This window comes from Ancylobacter rudongensis (assembly GCF_900100155.1).
Classification (GTDB): domain Bacteria; phylum Pseudomonadota; class Alphaproteobacteria; order Rhizobiales; family Xanthobacteraceae; genus Ancylobacter; species Ancylobacter rudongensis.
Genome location: NZ_FMTP01000003.1, coordinates 356196 through 382443 on the forward strand (window position 1 = coordinate 356196; position 26248 = coordinate 382443).

At 70.4% G+C, this 26248-nt stretch carries 22 protein-coding genes; 9 read left to right on the top strand and 13 right to left on the bottom strand.

Translation table 11 applies throughout. The features are described from left to right. Positions 1-58: 58 nt before the first annotated feature. From BLO63_RS09800 to BLO63_RS09830, 7 genes are all read right to left on the bottom strand, one after another. The gene (locus tag BLO63_RS09800; protein ID WP_091439675.1) at positions 59-2059 is read right to left on the bottom strand and encodes a MacB family efflux pump subunit; all 2001 of its coding nucleotides are present in this window, start codon (positions 2057-2059) and stop codon (positions 59-61) included. 4 nt (positions 2060-2063) lie between these two features. Then, positions 2064-3263, bottom strand: a complete 1200-nt coding sequence (locus BLO63_RS09805) for an efflux RND transporter periplasmic adaptor subunit (protein ID WP_091439678.1) — start codon at positions 3261-3263, stop codon at positions 2064-2066. 124 nt (positions 3264-3387) lie between these two features. Further along, positions 3388-3582, bottom strand: a complete 195-nt coding sequence (locus BLO63_RS09810; protein ID WP_091439681.1) for a hypothetical protein — start codon at positions 3580-3582, stop codon at positions 3388-3390. Positions 3583-3616: 34 nt separating this feature from the next. Further along, positions 3617-4522 (bottom strand): S49 family peptidase, encoded by a 906-nt coding sequence (locus BLO63_RS09815; RefSeq protein ID WP_091439683.1) that lies wholly within the window; start codon positions 4520-4522, stop codon positions 3617-3619. A 72-nt stretch (positions 4523-4594) separates the two neighbouring features. Further along, positions 4595-5428 carry a tRNA1(Val) (adenine(37)-N6)-methyltransferase gene (locus tag BLO63_RS09820; protein ID WP_091439686.1) on the bottom strand — a complete coding sequence of 278 codons (834 nt, stop codon included), beginning with the start codon at positions 5426-5428 and terminating at the stop codon, positions 4595-4597. Positions 5429-5448: 20 nt separating this feature from the next. Next, positions 5449-5673 carry a putative signal transducing protein gene (locus BLO63_RS09825; protein ID WP_091439688.1) on the bottom strand — a complete coding sequence of 75 codons (225 nt, stop codon included), beginning with the start codon at positions 5671-5673 and terminating at the stop codon, positions 5449-5451. A 58-nt stretch (positions 5674-5731) separates the two neighbouring features. Next, on the bottom strand, positions 5732-6718 hold the full coding sequence (locus BLO63_RS09830) for a rhamnan synthesis F family protein (RefSeq protein ID WP_244517789.1): 987 nt from the start codon (positions 6716-6718) through the stop codon (positions 5732-5734). A 312-nt stretch (positions 6719-7030) separates the two neighbouring features. On the opposite strand from BLO63_RS09830, the gene BLO63_RS09835 reads away from it, so the two are divergent. Beyond that, positions 7031-8050, top strand: coding sequence for a polyprenyl synthetase family protein (locus BLO63_RS09835; RefSeq protein ID WP_091439693.1), 1020 nt, complete (start codon positions 7031-7033; stop codon positions 8048-8050). Positions 8051-8086: 36 nt separating this feature from the next. Here BLO63_RS09835 and BLO63_RS09840 read toward each other — a convergent pair whose 3' ends face one another. Continuing rightward, on the bottom strand, positions 8087-8410 hold the full coding sequence (locus tag BLO63_RS09840; protein WP_091439696.1) for a YnfA family protein: 324 nt from the start codon (positions 8408-8410) through the stop codon (positions 8087-8089). 14 nt (positions 8411-8424) lie between these two features. Next, entirely contained in the window at positions 8425-9309 is an 885-nt protein-coding gene (locus BLO63_RS09845; RefSeq protein WP_205409299.1) for a 4-(cytidine 5'-diphospho)-2-C-methyl-D-erythritol kinase, read from the bottom strand. A gap of 275 nt (positions 9310-9584) precedes the next feature. On the opposite strand from BLO63_RS09845, the gene rimP reads away from it, so the two are divergent. The 8 genes from rimP to pnp all read left to right on the top strand — a co-directional run bounded on the left by rimP (position 9585) and on the right by pnp (position 20330). After that, a complete protein-coding gene (gene rimP / locus BLO63_RS09850) occupies positions 9585-10442 on the top strand; it encodes a ribosome maturation factor RimP (RefSeq protein WP_091439702.1) in 858 nt (285 codons plus the stop codon). Next, positions 10442-12064: a transcription termination factor NusA gene (gene nusA / locus BLO63_RS09855; RefSeq protein ID WP_091439706.1), complete on the top strand. Its 1623-nt coding sequence runs from the start codon at positions 10442-10444 to the stop codon at positions 12062-12064. Before rimP ends, nusA begins: the two co-directional genes overlap by 1 nt. Before the next feature lie 48 nt (positions 12065-12112). Beyond that, the gene (locus tag BLO63_RS09860) at positions 12113-12820 is read left to right on the top strand and encodes an RNA-binding protein (RefSeq protein WP_091439710.1); all 708 of its coding nucleotides are present in this window, start codon (positions 12113-12115) and stop codon (positions 12818-12820) included. 65 nt (positions 12821-12885) lie between these two features. Then, positions 12886-15774, top strand: coding sequence for a translation initiation factor IF-2 (infB, locus tag BLO63_RS09865; RefSeq protein WP_091439713.1), 2889 nt, complete (start codon positions 12886-12888; stop codon positions 15772-15774). Positions 15775-15919: 145 nt separating this feature from the next. After that, entirely contained in the window at positions 15920-16357 is a 438-nt protein-coding gene (gene rbfA, locus BLO63_RS09870; protein ID WP_091439716.1) for a 30S ribosome-binding factor RbfA, read from the top strand. Next, positions 16354-17391 (top strand): tRNA pseudouridine(55) synthase TruB, encoded by a 1038-nt coding sequence (truB, locus tag BLO63_RS09875; protein ID WP_091439719.1) that lies wholly within the window; start codon positions 16354-16356, stop codon positions 17389-17391. The genes rbfA and truB overlap by 4 nt, the downstream gene beginning before the upstream one ends. Before the next feature lie 250 nt (positions 17392-17641). Next, positions 17642-17911, top strand: a complete 270-nt coding sequence (gene rpsO / locus BLO63_RS09880; protein ID WP_091440406.1) for a 30S ribosomal protein S15 — start codon at positions 17642-17644, stop codon at positions 17909-17911. A gap of 259 nt (positions 17912-18170) precedes the next feature. Further along, the gene (gene pnp / locus BLO63_RS09885; protein ID WP_091439721.1) at positions 18171-20330 is read left to right on the top strand and encodes a polyribonucleotide nucleotidyltransferase; all 2160 of its coding nucleotides are present in this window, start codon (positions 18171-18173) and stop codon (positions 20328-20330) included. A gap of 125 nt (positions 20331-20455) precedes the next feature. Here pnp and BLO63_RS09890 read toward each other — a convergent pair whose 3' ends face one another. The 4 genes from BLO63_RS09890 to BLO63_RS09905 all read right to left on the bottom strand — a co-directional run bounded on the left by BLO63_RS09890 (position 20456) and on the right by BLO63_RS09905 (position 26248). Beyond that, positions 20456-22471, bottom strand: a complete 2016-nt coding sequence (locus BLO63_RS09890) for a methyl-accepting chemotaxis protein (RefSeq protein ID WP_091439724.1) — start codon at positions 22469-22471, stop codon at positions 20456-20458. Positions 22472-22635: 164 nt separating this feature from the next. Then, positions 22636-23625 (bottom strand): asparaginase, encoded by a 990-nt coding sequence (locus tag BLO63_RS09895; RefSeq protein ID WP_091439726.1) that lies wholly within the window; start codon positions 23623-23625, stop codon positions 22636-22638. 67 nt (positions 23626-23692) lie between these two features. Continuing rightward, positions 23693-25012 carry a glycolate oxidase subunit GlcF gene (glcF, locus tag BLO63_RS09900; protein ID WP_091439728.1) on the bottom strand — a complete coding sequence of 440 codons (1320 nt, stop codon included), beginning with the start codon at positions 25010-25012 and terminating at the stop codon, positions 23693-23695. Between the two features lie 3 nt (positions 25013-25015). Continuing rightward, positions 25016-26248 carry an FAD-binding protein gene (locus BLO63_RS09905; protein WP_205409300.1) on the bottom strand — a complete coding sequence of 411 codons (1233 nt, stop codon included), beginning with the start codon at positions 26246-26248 and terminating at the stop codon, positions 25016-25018.

Sequence of the window (26248 nt, forward strand, 5' to 3'; positions counted from 1 at the left end):
CAAGGCGCCCGATCCCGGCGCGGCCTGCGGCCGTCCGGGATAACGGCGGTGGTGGCCCTCACTCATAGGCCAGCGCCACCACCGGATCGAGCCCCGCCGCCTTGCGGGCCGGCAGGTAGCCGAAGACGAGCCCGGTGAGGAAGGCGCAGGCGAAGGCCAGCAGCGGCGGCATCAGCGAGAGCACGATGGTCACGCCCATCCCCTCCAGCCCCAGCGCGGCGGCCAGGCCGAGCCCGACGCCCACCGCCCCGCCGACCGAGCACACCACCAGCGCCTCGGTGTTGAACTGCAGCATGATGTTGCTCATCCGCGCCCCCGTCGCCATGCGGATGCCGATCTCGCGGGTGCGCTCGGTGACGCTCACCAGCATGATGTTCATCACCCCGATGCCGGCCACCAGCAGCGAGATGGCGGCGACGCAGCCGAGCACGAGGGTGAGCGTGTTCTGCGTCTCCATCGCCGTCTCCAGGAACTGCGCGGTGTTGCGCACCTGGAAATCCTCGGCCTGGTGGCGCTCGGTGAGGGTGCGGGTGATCGCCGCCTCGACGCCCGGAATGTCGCCGGCCTCCGTCACCTTGATCGTGATCGAGTTGAGGAACTGCCGGCCGAACACCCGCACGAAGCCGGTGGAGAGCGGCACCAGCGCCACATCGTCCTGGTCCTGGCCGAAGGCGTTGGCGCCGCGCGGGGCGAGCACGCCGATCACCTCATAGGGCACGTTCTTGACCATGACATAGCGCCCGATCGGGTCATCGGCGCCGAACAGGTTCTGCGCCACGGTCTGGCCCAGCACCGTCACCGGCGCATAGGCGCGCACATCGGCCGGGGTGAACATCACCCCACGGGCCAGCGCCCAGTCGCGGGCGGCGAGATAGTCCGGCGTGGTGCCGGTCACGGTGGTGAAATAGTCCAGCGAGCCGTAGCGCATCGTGTAGCGGCCGGAACGGTCGGGGGCGATGGCCTCGATGCCCGCAATGGTCTTCAGCGCCTCGGCGTCGTCCGGCAGCAGCGTGGCATTGTCGCCGGCGGTGCGGATGCCCGGCGCGCCGGGGCGGACGATGAGAAGATTGGTGCCGATCTGTGAGATGCGCTCCAGCACGCTCTGCTTGCCGCCATCGCCCACCGCCAGCATGGTGATGACCGAGGCGACGCCGATGACGATGCCGAGCAGGGTCAGCGCGGTGCGGAACAGGTTCGCCGTCATCGAGGCAATCGCCATCCGCACCGCTTCCGCCAGGTCGGGCACGAAGCGCGCCAGCCCGCCGCGCCGGGCCGGGCCGGTGCCGGGCAGCGGCGTGCGGGAAGGTTCGTCCTCCCGCCGCTCGTCGGAGACGATGCGCCCGTCCTGGAAGCGCACGACGCGCCGGGCATGGGCGGCGACATCGGGATCATGGGTGATGAGAATGACGGTGTGGCCCTCGGCGTTCAGTTCGCCGAGCAGCGCCAGTACCTCCTCGCCCGAGCGCGAATCGAGCGCGCCGGTCGGCTCGTCGGCCAGAATCACCGGCGCGGCGTTCATCAGCGCGCGGGCGATGGAGACGCGCTGCTGCTGGCCGCCGGACAGCTGGTTCGGCCGGTGCTCGCTGCGCTCGCCCAGACCGAGCCGGCCGAGCAGCGCATGCGCCCGCTCCTCGCGCGCCTCGCGCCCCATGCCGGCATAGATGGCGGGAATGGCGACATTCTCCGCCGCCGTCAGGCTGGGCAAGAGATTGTAGCGCTGAAACACGAAGCCGAAGGCCGAGCAGCGCAGTTCCGCCAGCTCGTCCGGGCCCAGTTCCTTCACATCCACCCCGTCGACGCGGTAGGTGCCGGCCGATGCCCGGTCGAGGCAGCCGATGATGTTCATCAGCGTCGACTTGCCGGAACCGGACTGGCCCATGATGGCGATGAACTCGCCGGGCTGGATCGCCAGCGACACCCGGTCGAGCGCGCGCACCACGCTCTCGCCATTGGGGTAGATGCGGCTGACATCGACCAGCTCGACGATCGGCCGCAGGCCCTCGCCCGGCGGCCGGGGCGCGGCGGCGCGTTCCTCGCTGCGGGTCAGGGCCTCGCTCATGGCGTCAGCCCAGGCGCGGCGGCATGGAGGGGCGCCCGCCGGCCGGGCGCGGGCCGGCCGGGGCGTTGGTGCCTGTGATCACCGTCTCGCCCGGCTCCAAACCTTCAAGGATCTGGGTCTGGCTGCGGTTGGACAGGCCGGTCTTCACCGGGCGCTCCTGCGGCCCCTGCGGGGTCAGCACGCGCACGCTCTGGCCGCCGTCGCGGGCGGTGCGGATCGCCGGCGTCGGCACCAGCGGCACGTCCTTCGCCTCGCCGAGGCGGAAGAACACCTGCGCCGTCATGTCGGTCATCAGCATCAGATCGTCGTTCGGCACGTCGATCAGCACATTGTAGAGCACCACGTCATTGACGATGGTCGGCGTCGGCTCGATCTGCCGCACCGTGCCGCGCCAGCGCCGGTCCGGCAGGCCGAGCGTCGAGAAGGCGGCCGGCGTGCCCACGGTGATGCGCGGAATGTCGCCCTCCGCCACCTGCGCCGTCACCGTCATGGTCTGCAGATCGGCGATGCGCAGCACGATGGGGGCGGACTGGTTGGCGTTCAGCGTGCCGCCTTCGCGGGCGGTGATGGAGACGACGGTGCCGTCCATCGGCGCGTAGATCTTGGTGTAGCCGAGATTGGCGAGGTCGCCGTCCAGCGTCGCCTGCATCTGGGCGATCTGCGCCTTCAGCGCGTCGATCTTGGCCTCGCTGATCTGCTCGGTCGCCATGGCGGCATCGGCGGCGTCCTTGCTGCCGGACTGGTTCTTGAGCAATTGCTGGGCGCGCTCGTTGCGCAGCCTGTCGAGGGTGAGCTGCGCTTCGGCCTGCGCCAGCTGGGCGCGCAGATTGTCCAGGCTGGCGCGGTCGCCGGCGACGCGGGTCTGGTAGACGGTGGGGTCGATCTCGGCGAGCAGGTCGCCCTTCTTCACCACATTGCCGACATCCGGGTGGATGACCCGCAGCTGGCCGGACACCTGCGTGCCGACATCGACATAGGTCTTGGGCTGCATCTTGGCGATGGCGTTGACGCTGATCTCGATGTCGCCGCGGGTGACGACCGCGGTCTGGAAGGCGGGTGCCACCTCGGGCGCCTGCACGCCGGCATAGTAATAATACCCGCCCCCGGCCATCAGCAGGGCGGCGAGCAGCCACGGCCAGCGCCGGCGGCGCCGCCGGCGCGTCGTCTTCTCACCCGTCCAGCTGTTTTCCGCCTTCTGCAACATCACGCCGTTCCGTCCTCGCCGGCCTCAAGGCGTAAGGCTCAAGTCACGGCAAATAAAGTGAATTCGCGGTAATGATGGGGGACAGCGGCAACATTGGAGGCGTTCCAGCGCGCGGGCCGGGGCCTCAGGAATCGCCCGGCCGGTACTCGCCGGTGGCGGGGTCGCGGCGCAGCGTGGCGCGGGGGTCGAGCGCCCCCGCCTTCTCGGCGCGGCGCTGGGCGTCGAGCTCGGTGTTCACCCGGCGCGATTCGCGCACCAGCACCTTGACCAGGGCGGCGGTGCCGAGGGCACCCAGGGCGAAAATGAAGACGGGCGGCATCAGGGTGTTTCCCAGAGGGGGTGGCAGCGGCGCGTCAAAGACCGAAGCGGCTCCATAATGCGCGCTCTTCTGCGGCAGAAATGAGGGCTTCCGCCGCCCCGGCGCCGATATCGGCCGCCGCGCCGCCGCCCATTGCCGCGCTCATCGCCACGCCGGGCGAGCGACGGCCGAACAGGCCGGGCTTCACCTCGATCAGCGGGGTGCGGACCGTCTCGCCATAGCGGGCGCGCAGGAAGCCGCGCAGGTCGCCGATGGCGTCGACGAGGCCGAGCTCCTGCGCCTGCGGCGCCGCCCAGAACTCGCCGGAGAACAGCGTGTCGTCATCGCCCGAGAGCACGTCGCCGCGCCGCGCCTTCACCAGCGCGACGAAGGCGGCATGGATCTCCTGCTGCAGCGCCTTGAGCCGCTCGATATCCTCCGCCTTCTCCGGCTGGAACGGGTCGAGCATCACCTTGCGGGTGCCGGCGGTGTAGACGCGGCGCTCGATGCCGAGCTTTTCCAGCGCGGCGGGGAAGCCGAAGCCGGCGCTGACCACGCCGATGGAGCCGAGAATGGAGAAATCGTCGGCGACGATCTCGTCGGCGGCGCAGGCGAGCATGTAGCCGCCCGAGGCCGCGACATCCTCGACAAAGGCGATCACCGGCAGCTTCTTCTCGACCGCCAGCGCGCGGATGCGCTTGTAGACGAGGTGCGACTGCGTCGGCGCGCCGCCCGGCGAATTGATCACCAGCGCCACCGCCTTGGCGCCCTTCACCGAAAAGGCGCGCTCCAGCGCCCGCGACGTGTTGGCGAAGGTGATGCCGGGCCGGAAGGGGCTGGCCATGCCGATCGCCCCGTTCAGCCGCACCACCGGCACGACGGGCGTGCCGCCGCGCAGCCGGGCGGGCAGGAGGGGATCGAGACGGCGGCGGAGGTCTTGGAAGAAGGATGATGTGGCCATGCCCTAGAGATAGGGTGCGTTCGGCCTTTGCTCAATGCGTCGTCGCGCCGTGGCGGGGCGGCGGTGCGTGGCTCATCCCGGCCCGATCGCCCCGCCCGCCCGCAGCACCTGCTCGGCGGCGGCGCTGGGGCGGCCGTCGCTTCCCGCCAGCACCAGCGCCGGCAGCAGCGCGGGGGGCGTGCGCCGGCCCTTGATGGCGCCGATCAGCAGCCGGTTTGCCGGCGCCTCGGGGGACGGGTGGACCGGGCGGATCGTCACGGCACCGAACCGGCCCTTCAGCCCGGCCAGCAGCGCCTCGATCGCCTCCGGCCGGTGGATCAGCGCCAGCCGCCCGCCCGGCGCCAGCAACCGCTCCGCCGCGCGCAGCCAGGTCTCGACATCGGCATCGGCGATGGCATGGGCAAGAGCCCTGCCGGCATGCGGCGAGGCGCGGTGGCGGGCGGGGTCGTTGAAGGGCGGGTTCATCAGCACGAGATCGGCGGCGCCGGCCGTCGGCACGTCCGGGCCGGAGGAGCGGCCGAGCGTCATGACATTGGCGCAGACCACCCCCACCCGGTCGCCAAGGTCGGGCGTCTGGCGCGCGGCGTTGCGGGCGGCCAGCGCCGCCAGCACCGGGTCGATCTCCACCAGCGTCAGCGTGGCGGCGGGCACCCGGGCGGCGAAGGCAAGGCCGGCCGCGCCGACCCCGGCGCCGAGATCGACCGCGCGCGAGGCTTCCGGCGCGCTGGCGGCGAGCAGCAGCGCGTCATGGCCGGCGCGGTGGCCGCGCTGGGGCTGCAGAAGGCGCAGGCGGCCACCGAGGAACGCATCGTCCGTCAGGGCGGCGTCGGCCAGGGTCGTGCCGGTTGCGGTCGTGTCGGTCACAGGGGTGTCAGTCGCGGCGTCGTCCGCCGGCGCCTCGCCCATCGGCTCGCGTGTGCCATCACTCATGCGTCGCCCAGGGCGGCACCGAAGCCGGCCTCGTCCAGCAGCGCCCGCGCCTCCCGCTCCCGCTCGCTTTCCACCAGCAGCCGGCGCGGCAGCAGGCCGATCGAGCCCTCCATCACGCTCATATGCTGGTCGAGCACGAGATGGCCGATCCCCGCGCTGTCGAGCAGGGCGGCGATGGCGGAGAGAAGGACGACGTCATTGGTCCGGAGCAGTTCGCGCATCGCGCTATATGAGGCAGCAAGCCGCCCGCAAGGCAAGCCGGCGGACAAGCGCGCCGCCTCAGAGCCGCATCTCGGCCCGCACGGCGGGCTCGAAACCCTCATCAAGGCCGAGGCGGACGAGTTCGCGGTACTGAATGGTGAGCTTGCGCTTCAGCGCCGGCATGCCGAGCTCCAGCACGAATTCGGGGTGCATCATCGGAAACGAGGCGAACAGCCGCTTGGCGCGGATCGGCCCGGCCAGCGCGTCGCGGATGCGCAGCGGCGACCAGCCCTTGTCGAGCAGCGGCTGCAGCATCGCCGCCTCCTTGGGGTTGAGCCGGCACTGATAGGCGAAGAGGCGGGCGAGCTTGTCCGGGTCATCCAGCGCCAGCAGCCGGTCGATCACGTCGCGCCAGTGGACGAGGGCGCCCAGCGTGTAGCCGCGCCGGGCGAAATGCCGCGAGAGGCCGCGCTCCAGCCGCCGCACCACCAGGTGCTTGTTGTCGATGAGCGGCATGTCGCGCCAGAAGGCGAGGAAGTCCGCGCTCGCCACCAGCCGCGGCGAAAAGCGCAGGAAATAGGACTGCACATAGTCCCGGCGCAGGCCCCAGCGCGCGACGCCATTGAGATGGAAGCCGAAAATGTCTTCCGTGGCCTCGCGGCAGCGCGCCAGCGCGTCGCAATCGGGACGGAGCGGGAACCACAGGCTGTCATTCATCAGGAACAGCATGCGCGGCTTCACCCCCCGCTCGAACAGGGTGAGGATCCCCTCGCGGAAGCCGCCGAAATCATAGCCGGCATTGGGCCGCTCGATCACCAGATGCGTGACCGCGCCCAGCGTCTCGCGGTCTTCCTCGCGCAGGGGCGCATTGGACACGACGACGCAGGCCATGCCGTTGCGGGCGAAATGGGCCAGGGTGGCAAGGGTGGAGCCGGCAATGCCCCCGCGCGGAAAGATCACCAGAATGGCGACATCGTCGGCAATCGGCTGCTTTCCCAGCGTAATCCTGACGCTGTGCGGGCGCCCTGAATCGTAGTCTCGCCGCCGCACGGAACCGAGAAACATCCACGGGACGCTGGATAGCTTGGAGCGCCAGCGCCCCAACTCCTTGCGGACTTTCAAAAACAACGCCAAGCCCGTGATCCCAGGAGACTCTAGTATCAAGATACTAGTCAATTCCACGTTATCTTCGCAACAGCTGGTTTGATGTTTCCCCCGCGACCGGCCCAAACTCCCGCCAGCCGGCCCGCGCGGGCCGCTCGGCTGGTCGGCGGGGCCCGACGAAAACTTTCGCCTTCTGGCGCGGTAAGCTATGAGGACCCTTCGGGTTACGAGCGTATCGCCGCTCGCCGTCGCCATTGCTGAGGGAGCCTCCTTGTGTCCGTCGCCTACTCCTTCACTCCCGCCGTGACGGGGTCCGAAGCCTCACTGACGGGCATCGTCACGCTTGTGCAGGCCGATATGGGGCGCGTCAACGCGCTGATCCTGTCGCGCACCGGCTCCGACGTGGCGATGATTCCGGAGGTTGCCCAGCACCTCATCTCATCAGGCGGCAAGCGCCTGCGTCCCATGCTCACCCTCGCGACCGGCGCGCTGGCGGGCTATGAGGGCGAGGGCACGGTCAAGCTCGCCGCCTCGGTCGAGTTCATGCACACGGCGACGCTGCTGCATGACGACGTGGTCGACGACAGCGAGATGCGCCGGGGCAAGCTGGCCGCCCGCATGCTGTGGGGCAATGAGGCGAGCGTGCTGGTCGGCGACTTCCTGCTCGGCCAGGCCTTCCGCATGATGATCGAGGTCGGCAACATGCGGGCGCTCGACATCCTCTCCACCGCCGCCGTGGTCATCGCCGAGGGCGAGGTCGCCCAGCTCGCCGCCGCCAAGAATATCGGCACGGATGAGGACGCCTATCTCGCGGTGATTCGCGGCAAGACCGCCGAGCTGTTCGCCGCCGCCTGCGAGGTCGGGCCGGTGCTGGCCGGGCGGAGCGCGGCCGAGCAGGCCGCGTGCCGCGCCTATGGGATGAATCTCGGCATCGCCTTCCAGCTGGTCGACGACGCGCTGGATTATGGCGGCTCGCAGGCCGATCTCGGAAAGAATGTCGGCGACGATTTCCGCGAGGGCAAGATCACGCTGCCGATCGTGCTGGCGGTACGCAACGGCGACGAGGCGGAGCGCGGCTTCTGGCGCCGCTGCCTCGAACAAGGCGAGATCGGCGAGGGCGACCTCGCCCATGCGCTGGGGCTGCTGCTGCGCCACGGCGCCATCGCCGCCACGGTGGAGCGCGCCCGCGCCTATGGCGCGGCGGCCAAGCAGGCGCTCGATGTCTTTCCCGCCGGACCGGCCAAGGACGCGCTGCTCGACGTGGTCGATTTCTGCATCGCGCGGGTGCGCTGACGCCGAGAGCGTTTTCGAGCGACGTGGATGCCGGTTCTAGCCGCGCGGCGCGAAGACGATGAGTGCCGCCCCGGCGAGGCACACCGCCCCGCCCATCAGGTCCCAGCGGTCGGGCCGGAAACCCTCCACCGCCCACAGCCACATGAGCGACGCCGCGACATAGACCCCGCCATAGGCGGCGAAGGCGCGCCCGGCCGCCGCCGCCTCGACCTGGGTCAGCGCCGCGCCGAAGGCGATGAGGCTGAGCACCCCCGGCACCAGCCAGAGGGCATTCGCCCCGTTGCGGATCACCGCCCAGAAGGCGAAGCAGCCGGCGATCTCAAGCGAAGCGGCGGCGGCGAAGAACAGCGCGGTGTGCATCTTTAGCTTCCCGCTTATCCGAGCACGGTGGACTTCACCCACCATTCCGGGTGGGCCGCCGCCACGATCCGCGCCGCGGCGGCCGCCGCGCGGCAGTCGTCGTACAGCGCGAACATCGTCGCCCCGGAACCGGACATCCGCACCAGCCGCGCTCCCGCCGTGGCTTGCAGCGCCGCCTCGACGGCACCGAGCACTGGCGCCAGCGCCCGCGCCGGTGGCTCCAGATCATTGGGCTCGGTGCGCAGCCAGGCGACCAGCCCGGAGCGCGACGCCGCTTCCGGCGCCGGCGCGGCCTCCCCGCAGCACGTGCCCGGCACCAGCGCCAGCGCGCGGAACACGTCGGCGGTCGCCACCGCCACGCGCGGATTGACCAGCACGGCGCCGAAGCGCGGCAGAGCGAGCGGGGTGAGCGCCTCGCCGCGCCCGCCCATCAGGCAGGAGCGGCTCTGGAGGCAGGCCGGCACGTCCGAGCCGGTCTCGAGCGCCGCCTCGAACAGCCTGTTATCGTCGAGCGCAAGAGCGTTCGCCCGCGCCAGCAGCCGCAGCGCCGCCGCCGCATCCGCCGAGCCGCCGCCAAGGCCGGCCGCCACCGGCAGCCTTTTGGCGAGGGTGAAGCGGCCGAGCACCAGCCCGGGCACGCGCGCCGCCAGCGCCCGCGCCGCCCGCAGCACCAGATTATCGCCCTCGCCGGCCAGCGCCGGCGCGCCCGGCCCCTCAAGGGCGAGCGCCAGTTCCGCCCCCGGCAGCAGCGCCAGCCGGTCGCCGGCGCCGGCAAAGGCGAGGAGGCTCGACAAATCGTGATAGCCGTCGGCGCGCCGGCCGAGCACCCGCAAGGTGAGGTTGACCTTGGCGGGCGCGCGCTCGCGCAGCACGGGAAGGGGCGGGGGGCGAACAGACATGAACCGCTTATGCGACGCGCCCTCGCCGGCCGCAACCGCCGCCGCGCCCGCCTCTCGTAGGCCCGGCCCGGCAGGGGGCCTGCCCGCTCTCGCGCGTGATCAATCACCCGCGGGACCGCTCGATGGAGCGCTCCCTTGCACCCCGGGGCGGTTTGGCTGTATAAGCGGGGCATTCAACGATCTCACAAACGATCATCTGATCGGTTGAGAGTGGGTTCCGTCGCCGGGGCCCGCTCTTTTTGCATTGCGGATCGTTAGGCGATCCGACGAGGACGATGAGCGAAACCGAAGCCCACGTGAACGAAGCCACTGCTGATTCGAACGCCCTGCCCGAGGGCCGTCTCGACGAGCCGCGTCTTGTCATCGAGACCGGCCCCGCCGCCCGTGTGGCCGGCATTGTCGGCCCGGTGCTGCAGGGCCTCGGCTTCCGTCTGGTGCGGGCCAAGATCTCCGGCGGCAGCCCGCCGACCCTGCAGATCATGGCCGAGCGCCCCGACGGCTCCTTCGGCATTGACGAATGCGAGGCGGCGAGCCGCGCCATCTCGCCGGTGCTCGATGTCGAGGACCCGATCACCGGGGCCTATAATCTCGAAATGTCCTCGCCCGGCATCGACCGGCCGCTGGTGCGGTTCTCCGATTTCCAGCGTTGGGCCGGCCATGACGTGAAGGTCGACATGGCGGTGCCGGTGGATGGGCGCAAGCGCTTCCGCGGCATCCTGGTCGGCGCGAAGGGCGAGGAGGCGCTGCTGCGCCTGCCCGACGTCGCCGCCGGAGCGCCCGACACCGTCGCCCTGCCCATTTCCGACATTGGCGATGCCCGCCTTGTCATGACCGACGCGCTGATCCGCGAGGCGCTGCGCCGGGACAAGGCGCTGCGCGAGGGCGCCGGCATCGACGAGGACGACATCGACTTCGCCGACATCGGCGAGGTGCCGCTCGACGGCGACGAGGCCGACGAGAATGCCGATGACGACATGTTCGTGGGCGGCGAGGGCGTGGCCCCGCGTGTCGTCCCGCCGAAGAAGATGCCGGTCAAGCAGAAGTCCAAACCGATGCTGAAGCCCAAGGGCGCCGCCAAGCCCGGCAAGAAATCCAACGCCAAACGCAAATCCCATGCGAAGGAGACGCACTGATGGCCGTCGTCAGCGCCAACCGGCTTGAACTCCTGCAGATCGCCGACGCGGTCGCGCGGGAAAAGACGATTGACCGCGGTATCGTGATCGCCGCGATGGAGGATGCGATCGCCAAGGCGGCGCGCTCGCGCTACGGCGCCGAGACCGACATCCACGCCGAGATCAACCCGCGCACCGGCGAACTGCGCCTTGCCCGCCATCTGCTGGTGGTCGAGCAGGTCGACAACCCGGCGGTGGAGATCGACCTTGTCGGCGCGCGCCGGCTGAACCCGGCGGCGCAGATCGGCGATTCCATCGCCGACACCCTGCCGCCGTTCGATTTCGGCCGCATTGCTGCGCAGTCGGCCAAGCAGGTCATCGTGCAGAAGGTGCGCGAGGCCGAGCGCGACCGGCAGTATGAAGAGTTCAAGGACCGCATCGGCGAGATCGTCAATGGCGCGGTCAAGCGGGTGGAATACGGCAATGTGGTCGTCGACCTCGGCCGCGGCGAAGCCTCGCTGCGCCGCGACGAGCTGCTGCCGCGCGAAGTGTTCAAGACCGGCGACCGCATCCGCGCCTATGTCTATGACGTGCGCCGCGAGCAGCGCGGGCCGCAGATCTTCCTCTCCCGCACCCATCCCCACTTCATGGCCAAGCTGTTCGCGCAGGAAGTGCCGGAGATCTATGACGGCATCGTCGAGATCAAGTCGGTGGCCCGCGACCCCGGCTCGCGCGCCAAGATCGCCGTCACCTCGCGCGATTCCTCGGTCGACCCGGTGGGCGCCTGCGTCGGCATGCGCGGCTCGCGCGTGCAGGCGGTGGTGAACGAGCTGCAGGGCGAGAAGATCGACATCATTCCGTGGTCGCCGGACGTCGCGACCTTCATCGTCAACGCCCTCGCCCCGGCCGAAGTGGTCAAGGTGGTGCTCGATGAAGACCGCGAGCGTATTGAAGTTGTGGTCCCCGATGCCCAACTCTCCCTCGCGATCGGTCGCCGCGGCCAGAATGTGCGCCTTGCCTCCCAGCTGACCGGCTGGGACATCGACATCATGACCGAGGCGGAAGAGAGCGAGCGCCGGCAGAAGGACTTCGCCGAGCGCACCACGATGTTCGCCGAGGCGCTCGACCTCGACGAGATGATGGGCCAGCTCCTCGCCTCCGAAGGCTTCGCCTCGGTCGAGGAAATCGCCTATGTGCCGCTGAACGAGCTGGCGAGCATCGAGGGCTTCGACGAGGACACGGCGCAGGAACTGCAGAACCGCGCCCTGGCGCATCTGGCGCAGGTGGAAGCCACCTTCGACGAGCGCCGCAAGGCGCTGGGCGTCGAGGACGCGCTGCGGGAAGTGCCCGGTGTCACCTCGCCCATGCTGGTGGCGTTCGGCGAGAACGACATCAAGACGGTCGAGGACCTTGCCGGCTGCGCCACCGATGATCTCGTCGGCTGGACCGAGCGCAAGGATGGCGAGGTGGTGCGTATCGCCGGCGCGCTGGAAGGCTTCGAGCTTTCCCGCGAGGCCGCCGAGGCGCTGGTGATGCAGGCCCGCGTCAAGGCCGGCTGGATCACCGCCGAGGAGCTCGCCGGCCCGGCTGAGGACGAGGCCGAGCTGGCCGAGACGACTGAGGACGGCGAAAGCCAGGCCTGATCGCTCACCCCGGTCGCCCGCTCCGGCGCGGCATCGGGACCGAAGGGAATGGAAGCGGTGACGGACGAGACGGCCCCCCACGGGGCGGAGCCGGTGGACGGCACCGATGCCGCCGGCACCGACCAGGCCGATGTCGGGCTGACCGATGCCGGCCTGCCGGATGCGGGACGCGCGCCGACCCGTTTGTGCATCGCCAGCCGGACGGTGCGGCCGGTAGAGGAATTGCTGCGCTTCGTCGTGGCGCCTGACGGCACGGTGGTGCCGGATATCCATGCCCGGCTTCCCGGGCGCGGCGCCTGGGTGACGGCACGGCACGCCGTGCTGGCCGACGCCCTGAAGCGGAAGGCGTTTTCGCGCGCCTTCAAGGGCAAGGGACGAACCGAGCCGGGACTGTCCGACATGGTCGGCCAGCTCCTGGAGAAGGATGCCCTGGCCTCCCTCGCCCTCGCCAAGAAGGCGGGGCAGGTGGTGACGGGCAACGCCAAGGTGATCGAGGCGCTGCAGAGCGGCAAGGTCGCGGTGCTGATGCATGCGAGCGAAGCCGCCCCGGACGGGGCGGGAAAGCTCGACGCGCTGGCCCGGCGGATCGGTGAAGCTGCCGGACGGGAAATCGCCCGTATCGACAGCCTGCCGGGCGAACAATTGGACTTGGCGCTAGGGCGGGCAAATGTGGTACATGCTGCGCTGCTCGCGCATCCGACGAGCGCGGGGTTCCTCGCGCGAATGAAAAGGCTCGAAGGCTGGCGCGCGGATTAAGCAGGCTGGCCGACGATAGTGGGGCCTTTCCGCATGAGGCGGAAAGGTACAGGAACGGATACCGAATGACCGATACGAAGAACCCCGGCGAGAAGACGATGGGCGTCGGACAGGGCGGCAAGACCACCCTCACGCTCAAGCGACCTGTCGAGCAGGGCGTCGTCCGCCAGAGCTTCAGCCATGGGCGGTCCAAGTCCGTCGTGGTGGAGAAGGTGAAGCGCCGCGTGCTCGGCCCGGGCGACAAGCCCGAGGCGCCGGCAGCGGCCGCACCGGCTTCGCCGCCGGCATCCGCTCCGCCCGCCGCACAGCCGGCCCGCCCGGCACCGAGCGCGGCCCCGCAGCCGGCCGCGAGCGCCCCCGCGCGCCCCGCACCGGCCGCAGCGGCACCTGCCGCGCCGAGCGTCGCACCCGTGCGCAGTGCCGCACCGGCGCCGAGCGCCGCGCCCGCACGCAGTGCCGCACCCGCTCCGGCGGCGGCGAGCACACCGGCGAACCAGCCTTCCGGCCGGCCGCCGCTGCGCACCCAGCCCTCCCCGGGCGCCAATCTTTCCAGCCCCCGTCCGGCCCCGCAGGGCAGCCGCCCCGGCGGCGTGGTGCTGCGCACCCTGACGGAAGAGGAAGCCCGCGCCCGTACCGCCGCCCTCCAGGATGCCCGCATCCGTGAGGTCGAGGATCGCAAGCGCGCCGAGATCGAGGCCGTCCGCCGCGCCGAGCGCGAGGCGCGCGAGAAGATCGAGCGCGAGGCCGCCGAGGCCCGCAAGCGCGAGGAAGACGCCCGCCGCGCCTTCGAAGAGGAAGCCAAGCGCAAATCCGAGCAGGAGGCGCGCAAGCGCTTCGGCGACGACCAGCCCGCCGCCTCGCCGTCCGGCACGGCGCCCCGCGCCGCCACGCCCGCCAGCCCGTCCTCGGCGCCCGCCGCTCCCGGCGCGCCGCGCGTCGCCACGCCGCGCGGCCCGATGGATGCCGAGGAGGACGATCGTCGTCCGGTCCGTCGCGGTCCCGGTGGCGCCCCCGCGCGCCCCGCCGCCCCGGCCAAGCCGACCCGCCCCGCCGGCCCGGAGAAGAGCCGCGGCCGCCTGACCGTCGTCACCGCTCAGTCGTCCGACGACGAACGCCAGCGCTCCGTCGCCTCGTTCCGTCGCCGCACCCAGCGCATGAGCGGCCATCGCCATGTCGAGGCGAAGGAAAAGATCGCCCGCGAGGTCATCATCCCGGAGACCATCTCCATCCAGGAGCTGGCCAACCGCATGGCCGAGCGCGCGGTCGACGTCATCCGCATGCTGATGAAGCAGGGCCAGATGGTGAAGATCACCGACGTGATCGACGCCGACACCGCCCAGCTGATCGCCGAGGAACTCGGCCACAGCGTGCGCCGCGTCGCCGAATCCGACGTGGAAGAAGGCCTGTTCGACACAACGGATACCGACGAGCACCTGGAGACGCGCCCCCCGGTCGTGACCATCATGGGTCATGTCGACCACGGCAAGACCTCGCTGCTCGACGCCATCCGCAAGGCCAATGTCGTCTCCGGCGAGGCCGGCGGCATCACCCAGCATATCGGTGCCTATCAGGTGACCTCGCCGCTCGGCGGCAAGATCACCTTCATCGACACGCCCGGCCACGCCGCCTTCACGGCGATGCGCGCCCGCGGCGCCAAGGTGACGGACATCGTGGTGCTGGTGGTGGCGGCCGATGACGGCGTGATGCCCCAGACCATCGAGGCCATCAACCACGCCCGCGCCGCCAAGGTGCCGCTCATCGTCGCGATCAACAAGATCGACAAGCCCGATGCCAAGCCGGAGCGCGTGCGCAGCGAATTGCTGCAGTACGAGGTCCAGGTCGAAAGCCTCGGCGGCGACACGCTGGAAGTCGAGGTTTCGGCCAAGGCGCAGATCAATCTCGACAAGCTGCTGGAGCTCATCACGCTGCAGTCGGAAGTGCTCGACCTCAAGGCGAACCCGAACCGCGACGCGGAAGGCACCGTCATCGAGGCCAAGCTCGACCGTGGCCGGGGGCCTGTCGCCACCGTCCTCGTCCAGCGCGGCACGCTGCGTGTCGGCGACATCGTCGTCGCCGGCGCCGAGATGGGCCGCGTGCGCGCCCTGATCGACGACAAGGGCGCCAACGTCACCTCGGCGGGCCCGTCCTTCCCGGTCGAGGTGCTCGGCTTCAGCGGCACGCCGGAGGCGGGCGACCGTCTCGCCGTGGTCGAGAACGAAGCCCGGGCCCGCGAGATCACCGATTACCGCCAGCGCCAGAAGCGCGAGAAGGCGGCGGCCCGTTCCGCCACCGTCCGCGGCTCGCTGGAGCAGATGATGAGCCAGGCCAAGACGGCCGGGCGGAAGGAATTCCCGCTCATCATCAAGGGCGACGTGTCGGGTTCCATCGAGGCGATCACCACCTCGCTGGAGAAGCTCGGTACCGACGAGGTGCAGGCCCGCATCATCCACTCCGGCGCGGGCGGCGTGAACGAGAGCGACGTGACGCTGGCCGAGACGGCCGGCGCGGCGATCATCGCGTTCAACGTGCGTGCCAACAAGGAAGCGCGCGACGCGGCAGAGCGTGCCGGCATCGAGATCCGCTACTACAACATCATCTACGACCTGGTGGATGACGTGAAGGCGGCGATGGGCGGCCTGCTGGCCCCGATCAACCGCGAGACCATGCTCGGCAACGCCCTCATCAAGGAGATCTTCGCGGTCTCCAAGGTGGGCAAGGTCGCCGGCTGCCTCGTCACCGACGGTGTCGTCGAACGCGGCCAGCATGTGCGCCTCATCCGCGACAACGTGGTCATCCACGAAGGCAAGCTGGCGACGCTCAACCGCTTCAAGGATGCGGTCAACACGGTGCATTCCGGCCAGGAATGCGGCATGTCCTTCGAGAACTACCAGGACATGCGCGCCGGCGACGTCATCGAGTGCTACCGCGTCGAGGTCGTGCAGCGCACGCTCTGAGCACACCAGGTGCACGCAACGCTTTGGCCGTTCCCGCACGCGGGGGCGGCCTTTCCACGGGAGCGCGCGGTCCAAGCCCGTTCGCTCCGGTCGCGGCCGGCCCCGATGCCCCCAGGTGCGGGCGGGGCCTTGAAGGTTTGATCGCATGAAGAACAAAGCGAGCTCGGGCGGCGGCCCGAGCCAGCGCCAGCTGCGCGTGGGCGAGCTGGTGCGCCACGCCCTTTCCGATATCCTGTCGCGCGGCGATCTGCCCGATCCGGCGCTGACCCGGGTGGTGATCACCGTGCCCGAGGTTCGCATGAGCCCGGACCTGAAGATCGCCACCTGCTATGTCATGCCGCTCGGCGGCAAGGACGCCAAGGCGGCGATCGCCGCGCTGGCGACCAATGCCAAGCCGCTGCGCGGCGAGATCGGCCGCCGCCTCGCGCTGAAATCCATTCCCGAGCTGCGCTTCCGCATCGACACCTCGTTCGAGGAAGGCTCGCGCATCGACGCCCTGCTGCGCCTGCCTCAGGTGCAGCGCGACCTCGGCGGCGCCGAAGATGGCCCGAACGATCCGAACGACCAAGAGGACGCGGTATGAACGCCCCGCTCGACCCCATCCGCCTGCAGGACGACGCTCCCGAGATCGCTGCGGCCGCGCCGGCCATCCAGGAGTCCCGCGAGGAGGCTCGCGACGAGGCCCGCGAGGCCCCGCGCAAGCGCCGGCCCAAGCGCGATGTCGATGGCTGGGTGCTGCTCGACAAGCCGGTCGGCATGACCTCGACCCAGGCGGTCGGGGCGGTGAAATGGCTGTTCCAGGCCAAGAAGGCCGGCCATGCCGGCACGCTCGACCCGCTCGCCTCCGGCTGCCTGCCGATCGCGCTGGGCGAGGCGACCAAGACCGTTCCCTTCGTCATGGACGGGCGCAAGGTCTATCGCTTCACCGTGCGCTGGGGCATCGAGACCGACACGGACGACAGCGAGGGCCAGCCCACCGAGACCTCCGATCTGCGCCCGACGCGCGAGGCGATCCTCGACCTGCTGCCCGCCTATCGCGGCGAGATCGAACAGGTGCCGCCGAACTATTCCGCGCTCAAGATCAATGGCGAACGCGCCTACGACCTCGCCCGCGACGGCGTCGAGGTCAACCTCGCCGCCCGCACCGTGGTCATCCACTCGCTGGAGCTGGTCGACCAGCCGGACGCCGATCATGCGGTGTTCGAGGCCGAATGCGGCAAGGGCACCTATGTGCGCTCGCTGGCCCGCGATTTCGGCCGGGCGCTGGGCGCGCGCGGCCATATCAGCGCCCTGCGCCGCACCCGCGTGGGCACCTTCCCCGAGGAAGAGCTGATCCCGCTGGCCAAGCTGCGCGAAGTCTCCGAGGCGATGGACGACGCCCCGCCGGCCTTCGCCCTGCGTCCGGTGGAGATCGGGCTGGAGAGCCTGCCGGCGCTGCGCGTCTCGTCCTCCGACGCCGCCCGGCTCGCCCATGGCCAGCCGATCATCCTGCGCGGGCGCGATGCGCCTGTGCTGGAAGGCCCGGTCGCCATCACCGCCGGCGGGCGCCTCATCGCGCTCGGCGAGGCCGAGGCCGGCGAGATCCATCCCAAGCGGATCTTCCATTCCGGCAAGTGACACCCGGGGGGCGCCACGCGCGCCCCTCCTGCTCCTCGTTGCGGCGCGCGCCGCCAGGCCGCGCCGGCAGCTGCCACTAGCACCTGCGGCGTTTTCGTGTATGGTGCGCGCGCGTTGCGGACCTCTCGTCCGCGCGAACCCATTGTTGCATCGACCGTGCTGGACGACATCCCGGCTCGGCCCGCGACACTGGCCCGAAGCGGCGCGAAAGCGCTTCTTCACCCCCTCCCTTATGGAAAAGGAGTTTCCGATGTCGATCACTGCCGAGCGCAAGCAGGCGCTCATCAAGGAATACGCCACCAAGCCGAACGACACCGGCTCAGCGGAAGTGCAGGTTGCGATCCTCACCGAGCGCATCGCCAACCTCACCGGCCACTTCAAGGGCCACGCCAAGGACAACCATTCCCGCCGCGGCCTGCTCAAGATGGTGTCGGCCCGTCGCGGTCTTCTCGACTATCTCAAGAAGACCGAGGAAGGCCGCTACAAGGCGCTGATCCAGCGCCTGGGCATCCGCCGCTGAGTTGACATGCGAGGCTCGCGCCACCCTGGTGCGGGCCTCGCGCGCTGAAAGACGGCGCGGGCGGATGACCCGCCGCGCTGAAGACGCAAGATGCGGCGGGCATGGGGCTCGCCGCGACCGATAGTGAAGCGGCGCGCCATGGCAGGATCGCCGGAGACTTGTGGTCCCGTGGCCCCGCCTTGCTGAAGGCCGCCCGGCCATTCGCCCGAGTCTCTCGCCGTCTTGTCCATGGCCCCGCTTCGGAAAGCCAGAGACAGACATGTTCGATATTCACCGCGAGGAACTCGACTGGGGCGGGCGCACGCTCACCCTCGAGACCGGCCGCATGGCGCGCCAGGCCGATGGCGCCGTGCTCGCGACCTATGGCGACACCACCGTGCTCGCCACCGCCGTTTCCGCCAAGTCGGCGAAGCCCGGCCAGGACTTCTTCCCCCTGACCGTGAACTACCAGGAAAAGACCTACGCCGCCGGCCGCATCCCCGGCGGCTATTTCAAGCGCGAAGGCCGCCCGAGCGAGAAGGAGACGCTTGTCTCCCGCCTGATCGACCGTCCGATCCGCCCGCTCTTCGCCGACGGCTACAAGAACGAGACCCAGGTCGTCGTCACCGTGCTCTCGCACGACCTTGAGAACGATCCCGACATCGTGGCGCTGGTCGCCGCCTCCGCCGCCCTCACCCTTTCGGGCGTGCCCTTCATGGGCCCGATCGGCGGCGCCCGCGTCGGCTTCATCGACAATGAGTATGTGCTGAACCCCACCCTCGACGAGGTCAAGGAATCGGCGCTCGACCTGGTGGTCGCCGGCACCGCCGACGCCGTGCTGATGGTCGAGTCCGAGGCCAAGGAACTCTCCGAGGACGTGATGCTCGGCGCGGTCATGTTCGGCCACCGCCACTTCCAGCCGGTCATCGACGCCATCATCCGCCTGGCCGAGAAGGCCGCCAAGGAGCCGCGCGACTACACCGCGCCGGACCATTCGGCGCTTGAAGCCGAAGTGCGCGCCCTGATCGATGGCGATCTGCGCGCCGCCTACAAGATCGTCCGCAAGCAGGACCGCTACGAGGCGGTCGGCAATGCCAAGGCCAAGGCCAAGGCGCATTACGCCGCGCTCGCCGCCGAAGGCAAGCCGGTGCCGGACGCCCAGGTGCTGGCCGAGGTGCTGAAGGAGCTCGAGGCCAAGATCGTCCGCTGGAACATCCTCGACGAGGGGATCCGCATCGACGGCCGCGACACCAAGACCGTCCGCCAGATCGTCGCCGAGGCGAGCGTTCTGCCGCGCGCCCACGGCTCCGCCCTGTTCACCCGCGGCGAGACGCAGGCCCTCGTGGTCGCCACCCTCGGCACCGGCGAGGACGAGCAGTTCATCGACAGCCTGGAAGGCACCTACAAGGAGCGCTTCCTGCTGCACTACAACTTCCCTCCCTTCTCGGTCGGCGAGACCGGCCGCATGGGTTCGCCCGGCCGCCGCGAAATCGGCCATGGCAAGCTCGCCTGGCGCGCCATCCGCCCGCTGCTGCCGCCCGCGCACGAGTTCCCCTACACGCTGCGCGCCGTCTCGGAGATCCTGGAGTCGAACGGCTCCTCCTCCATGGCGACCGTCTGCGGCACCTCGCTGGCGCTGATGGACGCCGGCGTGCCGATGCGCCGCCCGGTGGCCGGCATCGCCATGGGCCTCATCCTCGAGGGTGAGAAGTTCGCCGTGCTCTCCGACATCCTCGGCGACGAGGATCACCTCGGCGACATGGACTTTAAGGTGGCCGGCACCGACAAGGGCGTCACCGCCCTGCAGATGGACATCAAGATCGCCGGCATCACCGAGGAGATCATGAAGGTCGCCCTCGCCCAGGCGAAGGATGGCCGTCATCACATCCTCGGCGAGATGAACAAGGCGCTCACCGGCGCCCGTTCCGAGCTCGGCGAGCATGCCCCGCGCATCGAGGTGATCCAGATCCCGGTCGACAAGATCCGTGAAGTGATCGGCTCGGGCGGCAAGGTGATCCGCGAGATCGTCGAGAAGACCGGCGCCAAGATCAACATCGAGGACGACGGCACGGTGAAGGTCGCCTCCGCCTCCGGCGAATCGATCAAGGCGGCGCTGAACTGGATCAAGTCCATCGCCTCCGAGCCCGAGATCGGCCAGATCTATGAGGGCACGGTGGTGAAGGTCGTCGATTTCGGCGCCTTCGTGAACTTCTTCGGCGCCAAGGACGGCCTCGTGCACGTCTCGCAGCTCGCCAAGGAGCGGGTGGCCAAGCCCTCCGACGTCGTCAAGGAAGGCGACAAGGTGAAGGTGAAGCTGCTCGGCTTCGACGAGCGCGGCAAGACCCGCCTGTCGATGAAGGTTGTCGACCAGGAGACCGGCGAGGACCTCGAAGCCAAGGCCAAGCCGGCCGACGACGCCGAGGCCGGCGCCGCCGAGTGAGGCGCAACGGGGCGGCGTGCCGCCCCGGTCGCACCGCCTGCGGGGCGACGCCTCAGGGCACCAGATACAGAAAGGGCGGCCTCGCGGCCGCCCTTTTTCGTGTGCCGGTGGGAAGGCGGCGCCGTTCAGCCCGCCCGCACCATGTCGACGAAGCTGTGCACCTCGCGCCGCAGCGTCACCGCCTGCTGCGAGAGGTCGCGGGCTGAGGTCAGCACCCGGTGCGCGGCGGCGGCCGAGGCCTGCGCCGTGCGCTGGACGGCGGAGATGTTGCTGGTGACGTCCTGCGTTCCGCTCGCCGCCTGCTGGATCGAGCGCGCGACCTCGGACGTGGTGGCGTGCTGCTCGGTCATGGCGGCGGAAATCGCCGCTGCCGCGTTGCGCAGCTCGGTGATGGTGTGGCTGAAGCCGGCGATGGCACCCTGAACACCGCCGGTGGATTCCTGAATGCCGGAGATGCGTTCGGAAATGCCGGCGGAGGCCTCCGCGGTCTGGCTGGCCAGCGCCTTCACCTCCTGCGCCACCACGGCGAAGCCCCTGCCGGCATCGCCGGCGCGGGCGGATTCGATGGTGGCGTTGAGGGCGAGCAGGTTGGTCTGGCCGGCAATGGAGCCGATGAGGCCGGTGATGGTGCCGATCTGTTCGGCCGAGGCCTTCAGCTCGTTCATCTGGCCGGTGGTGGCGGCGACCTCGCCGACCGCCCGTTCGGTCATCACGGTGGAATGCTGCAGCCGGTCGCCGATTTCCTGGGCGGCGGCGGAAAGCTCGTCCATCGCTTCCGCCACGGTCTGCACATTGGTGGTGGCGAGCTGCGCCGCCGCGGCGACCGCCGCGGCCTGGCTGGTGGCCTCCTCCGCCGTGGCGTTCAGCGCCTCGGAAGCGGCCTGCAGGTCGCTGGCGGCATTGGCGACCATGTCGACCACCGCTCCCACCGCCGTCTCGAACTGGTCGGCAAGCTGGCGCATTTCCGAGTGCCGGTTCTCGGCGGCGCGCAGCGAGGCGCGATGGGCCTCCTCGCGCAGGCGCTCGGCCTCGCGCAGCCCGTCGCGGAACACGGTCAGCGCCCGGGCCTGCTCGCCGATCTCGTCGGTGCGGGCGGCATGGGGAATGACGGTCTCCAGATCGCCGGCGGACACCTGCTCCATCGCCGCGCTCACCTCGCGCACCGGCCGGGCGATGCCCAGGAAGGAATAGACGCCGGCCAGGATCGCCGCGACGATGGCGATGGCCGAGAAGATGAAGATGCGCGTCATGCCATCCGCCAGCGCCTCTTCGGCGAGGGCCTTGGCCTCGTCGGCCTGGACCCGCGTCTCGTGCACCACGGCGTTCAGGATCCGGTTGGCCTCGCGCATCAGCGGTGTGCTGCTGTCGTTCACCAGTGCGGCGCGGCTGGCAAGCTCGGCGAGATTGTCGTCGATCAGCCGCTTATAGGCATCGAAATCCTTCAGCGCGATCTCCACCGTCTGCGCCACCTGCGGGTTGTCGGCCAGCTGCTGGCCGACATCGGTCAGGATGGTGGCAACCCGGTTCTGCATGGAAGCGAGGCGCTTCAGCTGCTTGGTGTCGCCCTCCAGCATATAGGTGGAGGCGGCGAGGTTGATGTTGTCGACCAGCTGTTCCAGCGGCTGCACGTTGCTGGCCATGTCAGTCTGGCCGAGTTCGAGCATCTGCCCGACGAGGGTGGAGAAATGGGTGCGCGCCCGCATGGCGAGCGCCGGGCGGGCCTCGACCAGCTGCTGCTGCACCACCTCGGAGGCATGCACCTTGGCCGTGACCGCGCCGATCTGGACCAGCAGCTGCTTCAGCTCCACGAAAACCGCGCGATCGTCGTCATGGGTTTCCAGCTCCAGTAGCCGGTCGAGCCCGGCCTGCGCCGTCCCGATATCCTTCTTCACCGCCCCGAGCAGGGCGTCATTGTCCGGATTGGCGAAGGACAGCCGCAGTTCGGTGGCGTTGAGCTGGGTCCGGGTGAGCAACTGCCCAACCTGTTCGGCTTCGTTCAGAATGGCCGCTTGCCGGTCCGAGGCCGCATTGGCCTCCTCGATACTCGACATGGCGTAATGCCGGCTGACGAGAACGCCGCACGACAGAAGAACCAGCAGCACGGACGCGATGCCGAGCTTCATCGCGATGCCCAGTCGCATCGTACCCACGGAACACCTCCACAGAGCATTTAACATGCCGGTAGAGGAGGCCATCTGGCTTGTGCGGAACTTGCCAAGGGACGCGCGACGCGAGGTGGCGGGTGCCTTGGCCGGGTGCCCTGGCCGCCCCCGTGCGTCAGCGGCGGCGCGGCCGCGCGCCGGGTTCAGCCATAGGCGGCGAAGGCGCGGGCCAGCGCCGCGCGGTCCCAGCCAGCGGCAAGCGCGAGGGTGAGCAGCAGGCGCGCCTTGACCCCGGTCAGCAGCCCGGCGGAAAGCGCGCCGCGCGCCAGCAGGTCGATCTCCGAGCCGGGATAGGCATAGGTGCGCTCGAACACCGGCCCCGCCAGCGTCCGGCTGGCCAGCACCACCGGCATGTGCGCGGCGACCTCGCCGAGGCTTTCCGCCATCACCCCCGGCACATGGCCCGCCCCGGCGCCCTCGATGACGAGGCCGGCAAAGCCGAGGCCGGGCACCGCCCGCAAGACCCGTCCATCGTCGCCCATGGCGATCTTGAGCAGCGCCACCGGCGGCAATGCCGCCAGGCCGGCCTCCAGCGTGGGAAGCGCCGGGCGCGCGACGCGGGCCAGCAGCCGCACGCGCCCCTCCGCCACCAGCCCGAGCGGGCCGGCCATCTCGGAGACGAAGGCCGAGGTGAGCGCGGTGTGGGCCTTGCGCACGAAGCGGGCGGCGTGGATCTCGTCATTCATCACCACAAGCGTGCCCAGCCCCCGCGCCGCCTCGCTGGTGGCCACAAGGGCGGCGGCCAGCAGGTTCGCCGGCCCGTCGGCGCCCGGCTGCTGCGGCCCGCGCATGGCGCCGACCACCACCACCGGCCGCTCATCGCCCACCAGCAGGTCGAGCGCGAAGGCGGTCTCCTCGATCGTGTCGGTGCCCTGGATGACGAGCGCGCCGTCGAAACCCTGCGCGAAGCCGGCGCGGATCTCGGCGGCCACGGCGGCGATATTCTCCAGCGTCAGCGAGGCGCTGCCGACCTTCAGCGGCGAGCGCGCCTCGATCTGTGCCAGCTCGCCCAGGCCGGGCACGGCGGCCACCAGCTCGGCCGCGCCCAGCGTCGGCGAAATGCCGCCGCCGGCGCCCGCCGTCATGGTGATGGTGCCGCCGAGGGAGAGGACGAGAAGACGGGGAATCGACATGGAAGGCCCTGACGAAGCAGCGATGGGGCGGCGATCATAGCCGCCCGCCGCCCCGTCTGTCAGGCGTTCACGCCGCCGCGCGCACGCCCGCCAGTTCGGCCGGCATCGGCCCGCCGGTCGCCCAGTCCAGCAGTTCCACCGTGTGCACGACCGGCAGGCCGGTGCCGCCGCCGATCTGCGTCATGCAGCCAATATTGCCGGCGGCGATCACCTGCGGGTCGGTGCGCTCGATATTGGCGACCTTGCGGGCGCGCAGGCGCTCGGCGATCTCCGGCTGCAGGATGTTGTAGGTGCCGGCCGAGCCGCAGCACAGATGCCCCTCGGCCGGCTCCAGCACGGTGAAGCCGACACTGGTGAGCAGCGCCTTGGGCGGGGTGCGCACCCGCTGGCCGTGCTGCAGCGAGCAGGCGGAATGATAGGCGACCCGGATGCCCGGCGCGATCACCGGGGCCGGCAGCTCCTGCGCGGCCAGGAACTCGCTCACATCCCTGGCCAGCGCCGACACCTTGGCCGCGCGTTCGGCATAGGCCGGCTCGGTGCGCAGCATGTGGCCGTAATCCTTGATGGTGGTGCCGCAGCCCGAGGTGGTGACGAGAATGGCGTCCAGCCCCTCGCCCTCGATCTCGCGCATCCAGGCGTCGACATTGGCGCGGGCATTGGCGAGCGCCAGCTCCTCCTTGCCCATATGGTGGGTGAGCGAGCCGCAGCAGCCGCCGCCGCCGGGGCGGACGATCTCCACCCCCATGCGGGTCATCAGCCGGATCGCCGCCGCGTCGATCTCCGGCCGCAGCACCGGCTGGGCGCAGCCATCGAGCAGGGCGACGCGGGCGCGCCGGGCGCCCTGCGCCGGGAAAAGGCGCACGCCCTCATCGGCGGAGCGGGTGGCCGGGCGGGCGGGGGCGAGGCGCAGCATGGCGGCGATCGGGCGCATTCCCGGCACCGCCGCGAACAGGCCGGCGAAGGGCTTGGCCACCATCGCCCCGCCAATGGCGAGGCGGAACAGCGTGCGGCTGGGCAGCACCCGCGCCAGCAATGCCCGGGTCAGCCGGTCCATCAGCGGGCGGTGATAGGTCTTCTCGATATGATCGCGGGCATGGTCGACCAGGTGCATGTAGTGCACGCCCGAGGGGCAGGTGGTCATGCAGGAGAGGCAGGAGAGGCAGCGGTCGACATGCTTGGCGACCTCCTGCGTCGCCGGCCGGTCATTCTCCAGCATGTCCTTGATCAGGTAAATTCGCCCGCGCGGGGAATCCAGTTCATCCCCCAGCAGCACATAGGTCGGGCAGGTGGCGGTGCAGAAGCCGCAATGGACGCAGGCGCGCAGAACCTGTTCAGACCGCGCCGTCTGCGGGTCGGCGAGCTGGGCGAGGGAGAAGTTGGTCTGCATGGCTCACACTCCCGCATACATGCGCCCGGGGCTCAGCACGCGCCCGGGGTCGAAGCCGTTCTTCATCCGGGCGATCAGCGCGCCGGTGATCGGGTCGAGCGGCTGGAACACCTCTTCCGCCGCGCGCGCCGCCGCGCTGGCGCGGATCAGCGTCGCATGGCCGCCACCGGCGCCCGCCACCGCCGCGCGGACGCGCGCGCTGTGCGGCTCAGTGCCGGGCATCTCAATCCAGACCAGCCCGCCGGCCCAGTCATACAGGCAGCGGGCGCCGATCTCCCGCAGCGCCGCGCCCACATGGGGCCCGGCCATCGGCGCCACCGAGACCCGCCACACCACCTTCGCGGTCTCGCCATCGCCCCCCTCGGGAAGCGCGAACGGCGTGACATCGCGCACCGCCTGCCAGAAGTCGCGCGAGGCGTCGGCGTCGAGGAAGGACAGCGTGCCATGGGCGCGCAGCATCGCCTCCAGCTTGCCGCGCCGGTGGAGAATCGAGGGCTGCACCCCCTCCAGCCGCAGCGCGGTCACCGCCGCCCCCGCCCCGGCGATGGCGGGAATGGTCGCGGCGACCTCGGCCGGCAGATGCGCGGCGCCGGAGACGTCGTAATAGGAGCCGACCGCCGCGCTCATCACCGCGCTGGCGGCGGCATCGTCGAGGCCGAGCACCAGCAGCGTCTCCACCGTCTCCGGGCGCGGCAGCACCTTGATGGTGAGCTCGGTGAAGGCGGCGAGCGTGCCATAGGAGCCCGAGAGCCCGCGCGGCAGGTCATAGCCGGTGACGTTCTTCACCACCCGCCCGCCAGCCTTGAACGCCTCGGCCCGGCCGGAAACGGCGCGGATGCCGAGCGCATGGTCGCGCGCCGCCCCGGCGCTCGGCCGGCGCGGCCCGGCGAGATTGCAGGCGATCAACCCGCCCAGCGTGCCCCCGCCCGGCGCCACGCCGAGCAGCGGGCCGAAATCCATCGGCTCGAAGGCCAGCATCTGCCGGGAGGCGGCGACCAGCGCCTCGATCTCCGCCACCGGGGTGCCGGCCCTGGCGCTCAGCACCAGCTCTTCCGGCTCATAGAGGGTGACGCCGGAGAGCCCCTTCAGCTCCAGCGTGGCGTCGGTCTGGAGCGGACGGCCGAGGCGCGCCTTGGAGCCGCTGCCGGCCACATCAAGCGTGCGGGCGTTGGACACGGCCCAGCGCACGGCCTCCACCACATCGGCCTCGTCGCGCGGACACAGCCTCTCGCTCAT

What these genes read in the sequence shown, in the direction of transcription:
- BLO63_RS09815 (WP_091439683.1), bottom strand. Translation starts at nt 4,522, where the DNA reads ATGGCCACATCATCCTTCTTCCAAGACCTCCGCCGCCGTCTCGATCCC.
- infB (WP_091439713.1), top strand. Translation starts at nt 12,886, where the DNA reads ATGACCGATACGAAGAACCCCGGCGAGAAGACGATGGGCGTCGGACAG.
- BLO63_RS09810 (WP_091439681.1), bottom strand. Translation starts at nt 3,582, where the DNA reads ATGCCGCCCGTCTTCATTTTCGCCCTGGGTGCCCTCGGCACCGCCGCC.
- BLO63_RS09890 (WP_091439724.1), bottom strand. Translation starts at nt 22,471, where the DNA reads ATGCGACTGGGCATCGCGATGAAGCTCGGCATCGCGTCCGTGCTGCTG.
- truB (WP_091439719.1), top strand. Translation starts at nt 16,354, where the DNA reads ATGAACGCCCCGCTCGACCCCATCCGCCTGCAGGACGACGCTCCCGAG.
- rpsO (WP_091440406.1), top strand. Translation starts at nt 17,642, where the DNA reads ATGTCGATCACTGCCGAGCGCAAGCAGGCGCTCATCAAGGAATACGCC.
- BLO63_RS09825 (WP_091439688.1), bottom strand. Translation starts at nt 5,673, where the DNA reads ATGCGCGAACTGCTCCGGACCAATGACGTCGTCCTTCTCTCCGCCATC.
- BLO63_RS09800 (WP_091439675.1), bottom strand. Translation starts at nt 2,059, where the DNA reads ATGAGCGAGGCCCTGACCCGCAGCGAGGAACGCGCCGCCGCGCCCCGG.
- BLO63_RS09820 (WP_091439686.1), bottom strand. Translation starts at nt 5,428, where the DNA reads ATGGGCGAGGCGCCGGCGGACGACGCCGCGACTGACACCCCTGTGACC.
- rimP (WP_091439702.1), top strand. Translation starts at nt 9,585, where the DNA reads ATGAGCGAAACCGAAGCCCACGTGAACGAAGCCACTGCTGATTCGAAC.
- BLO63_RS09805 (WP_091439678.1), bottom strand. Translation starts at nt 3,263, where the DNA reads ATGTTGCAGAAGGCGGAAAACAGCTGGACGGGTGAGAAGACGACGCGC.
- BLO63_RS09860 (WP_091439710.1), top strand. Translation starts at nt 12,113, where the DNA reads ATGGAAGCGGTGACGGACGAGACGGCCCCCCACGGGGCGGAGCCGGTG.
- BLO63_RS09905 (WP_205409300.1), bottom strand. Translation starts at nt 26,248, where the DNA reads ATGAGCGAGAGGCTGTGTCCGCGCGACGAGGCCGATGTGGTGGAGGCC.
- BLO63_RS09840 (WP_091439696.1), bottom strand. Translation starts at nt 8,410, where the DNA reads ATGCACACCGCGCTGTTCTTCGCCGCCGCCGCTTCGCTTGAGATCGCC.
- glcF (WP_091439728.1), bottom strand. Translation starts at nt 25,012, where the DNA reads ATGCAGACCAACTTCTCCCTCGCCCAGCTCGCCGACCCGCAGACGGCG.
- pnp (WP_091439721.1), top strand. Translation starts at nt 18,171, where the DNA reads ATGTTCGATATTCACCGCGAGGAACTCGACTGGGGCGGGCGCACGCTC.
- BLO63_RS09895 (WP_091439726.1), bottom strand. Translation starts at nt 23,625, where the DNA reads ATGTCGATTCCCCGTCTTCTCGTCCTCTCCCTCGGCGGCACCATCACC.
- rbfA (WP_091439716.1), top strand. Translation starts at nt 15,920, where the DNA reads ATGAAGAACAAAGCGAGCTCGGGCGGCGGCCCGAGCCAGCGCCAGCTG.
- BLO63_RS09830 (WP_244517789.1), bottom strand. Translation starts at nt 6,718, where the DNA reads ATGTTTCTCGGTTCCGTGCGGCGGCGAGACTACGATTCAGGGCGCCCG.
- nusA (WP_091439706.1), top strand. Translation starts at nt 10,442, where the DNA reads ATGGCCGTCGTCAGCGCCAACCGGCTTGAACTCCTGCAGATCGCCGAC.
- BLO63_RS09845 (WP_205409299.1), bottom strand. Translation starts at nt 9,309, where the DNA reads ATGTCTGTTCGCCCCCCGCCCCTTCCCGTGCTGCGCGAGCGCGCGCCC.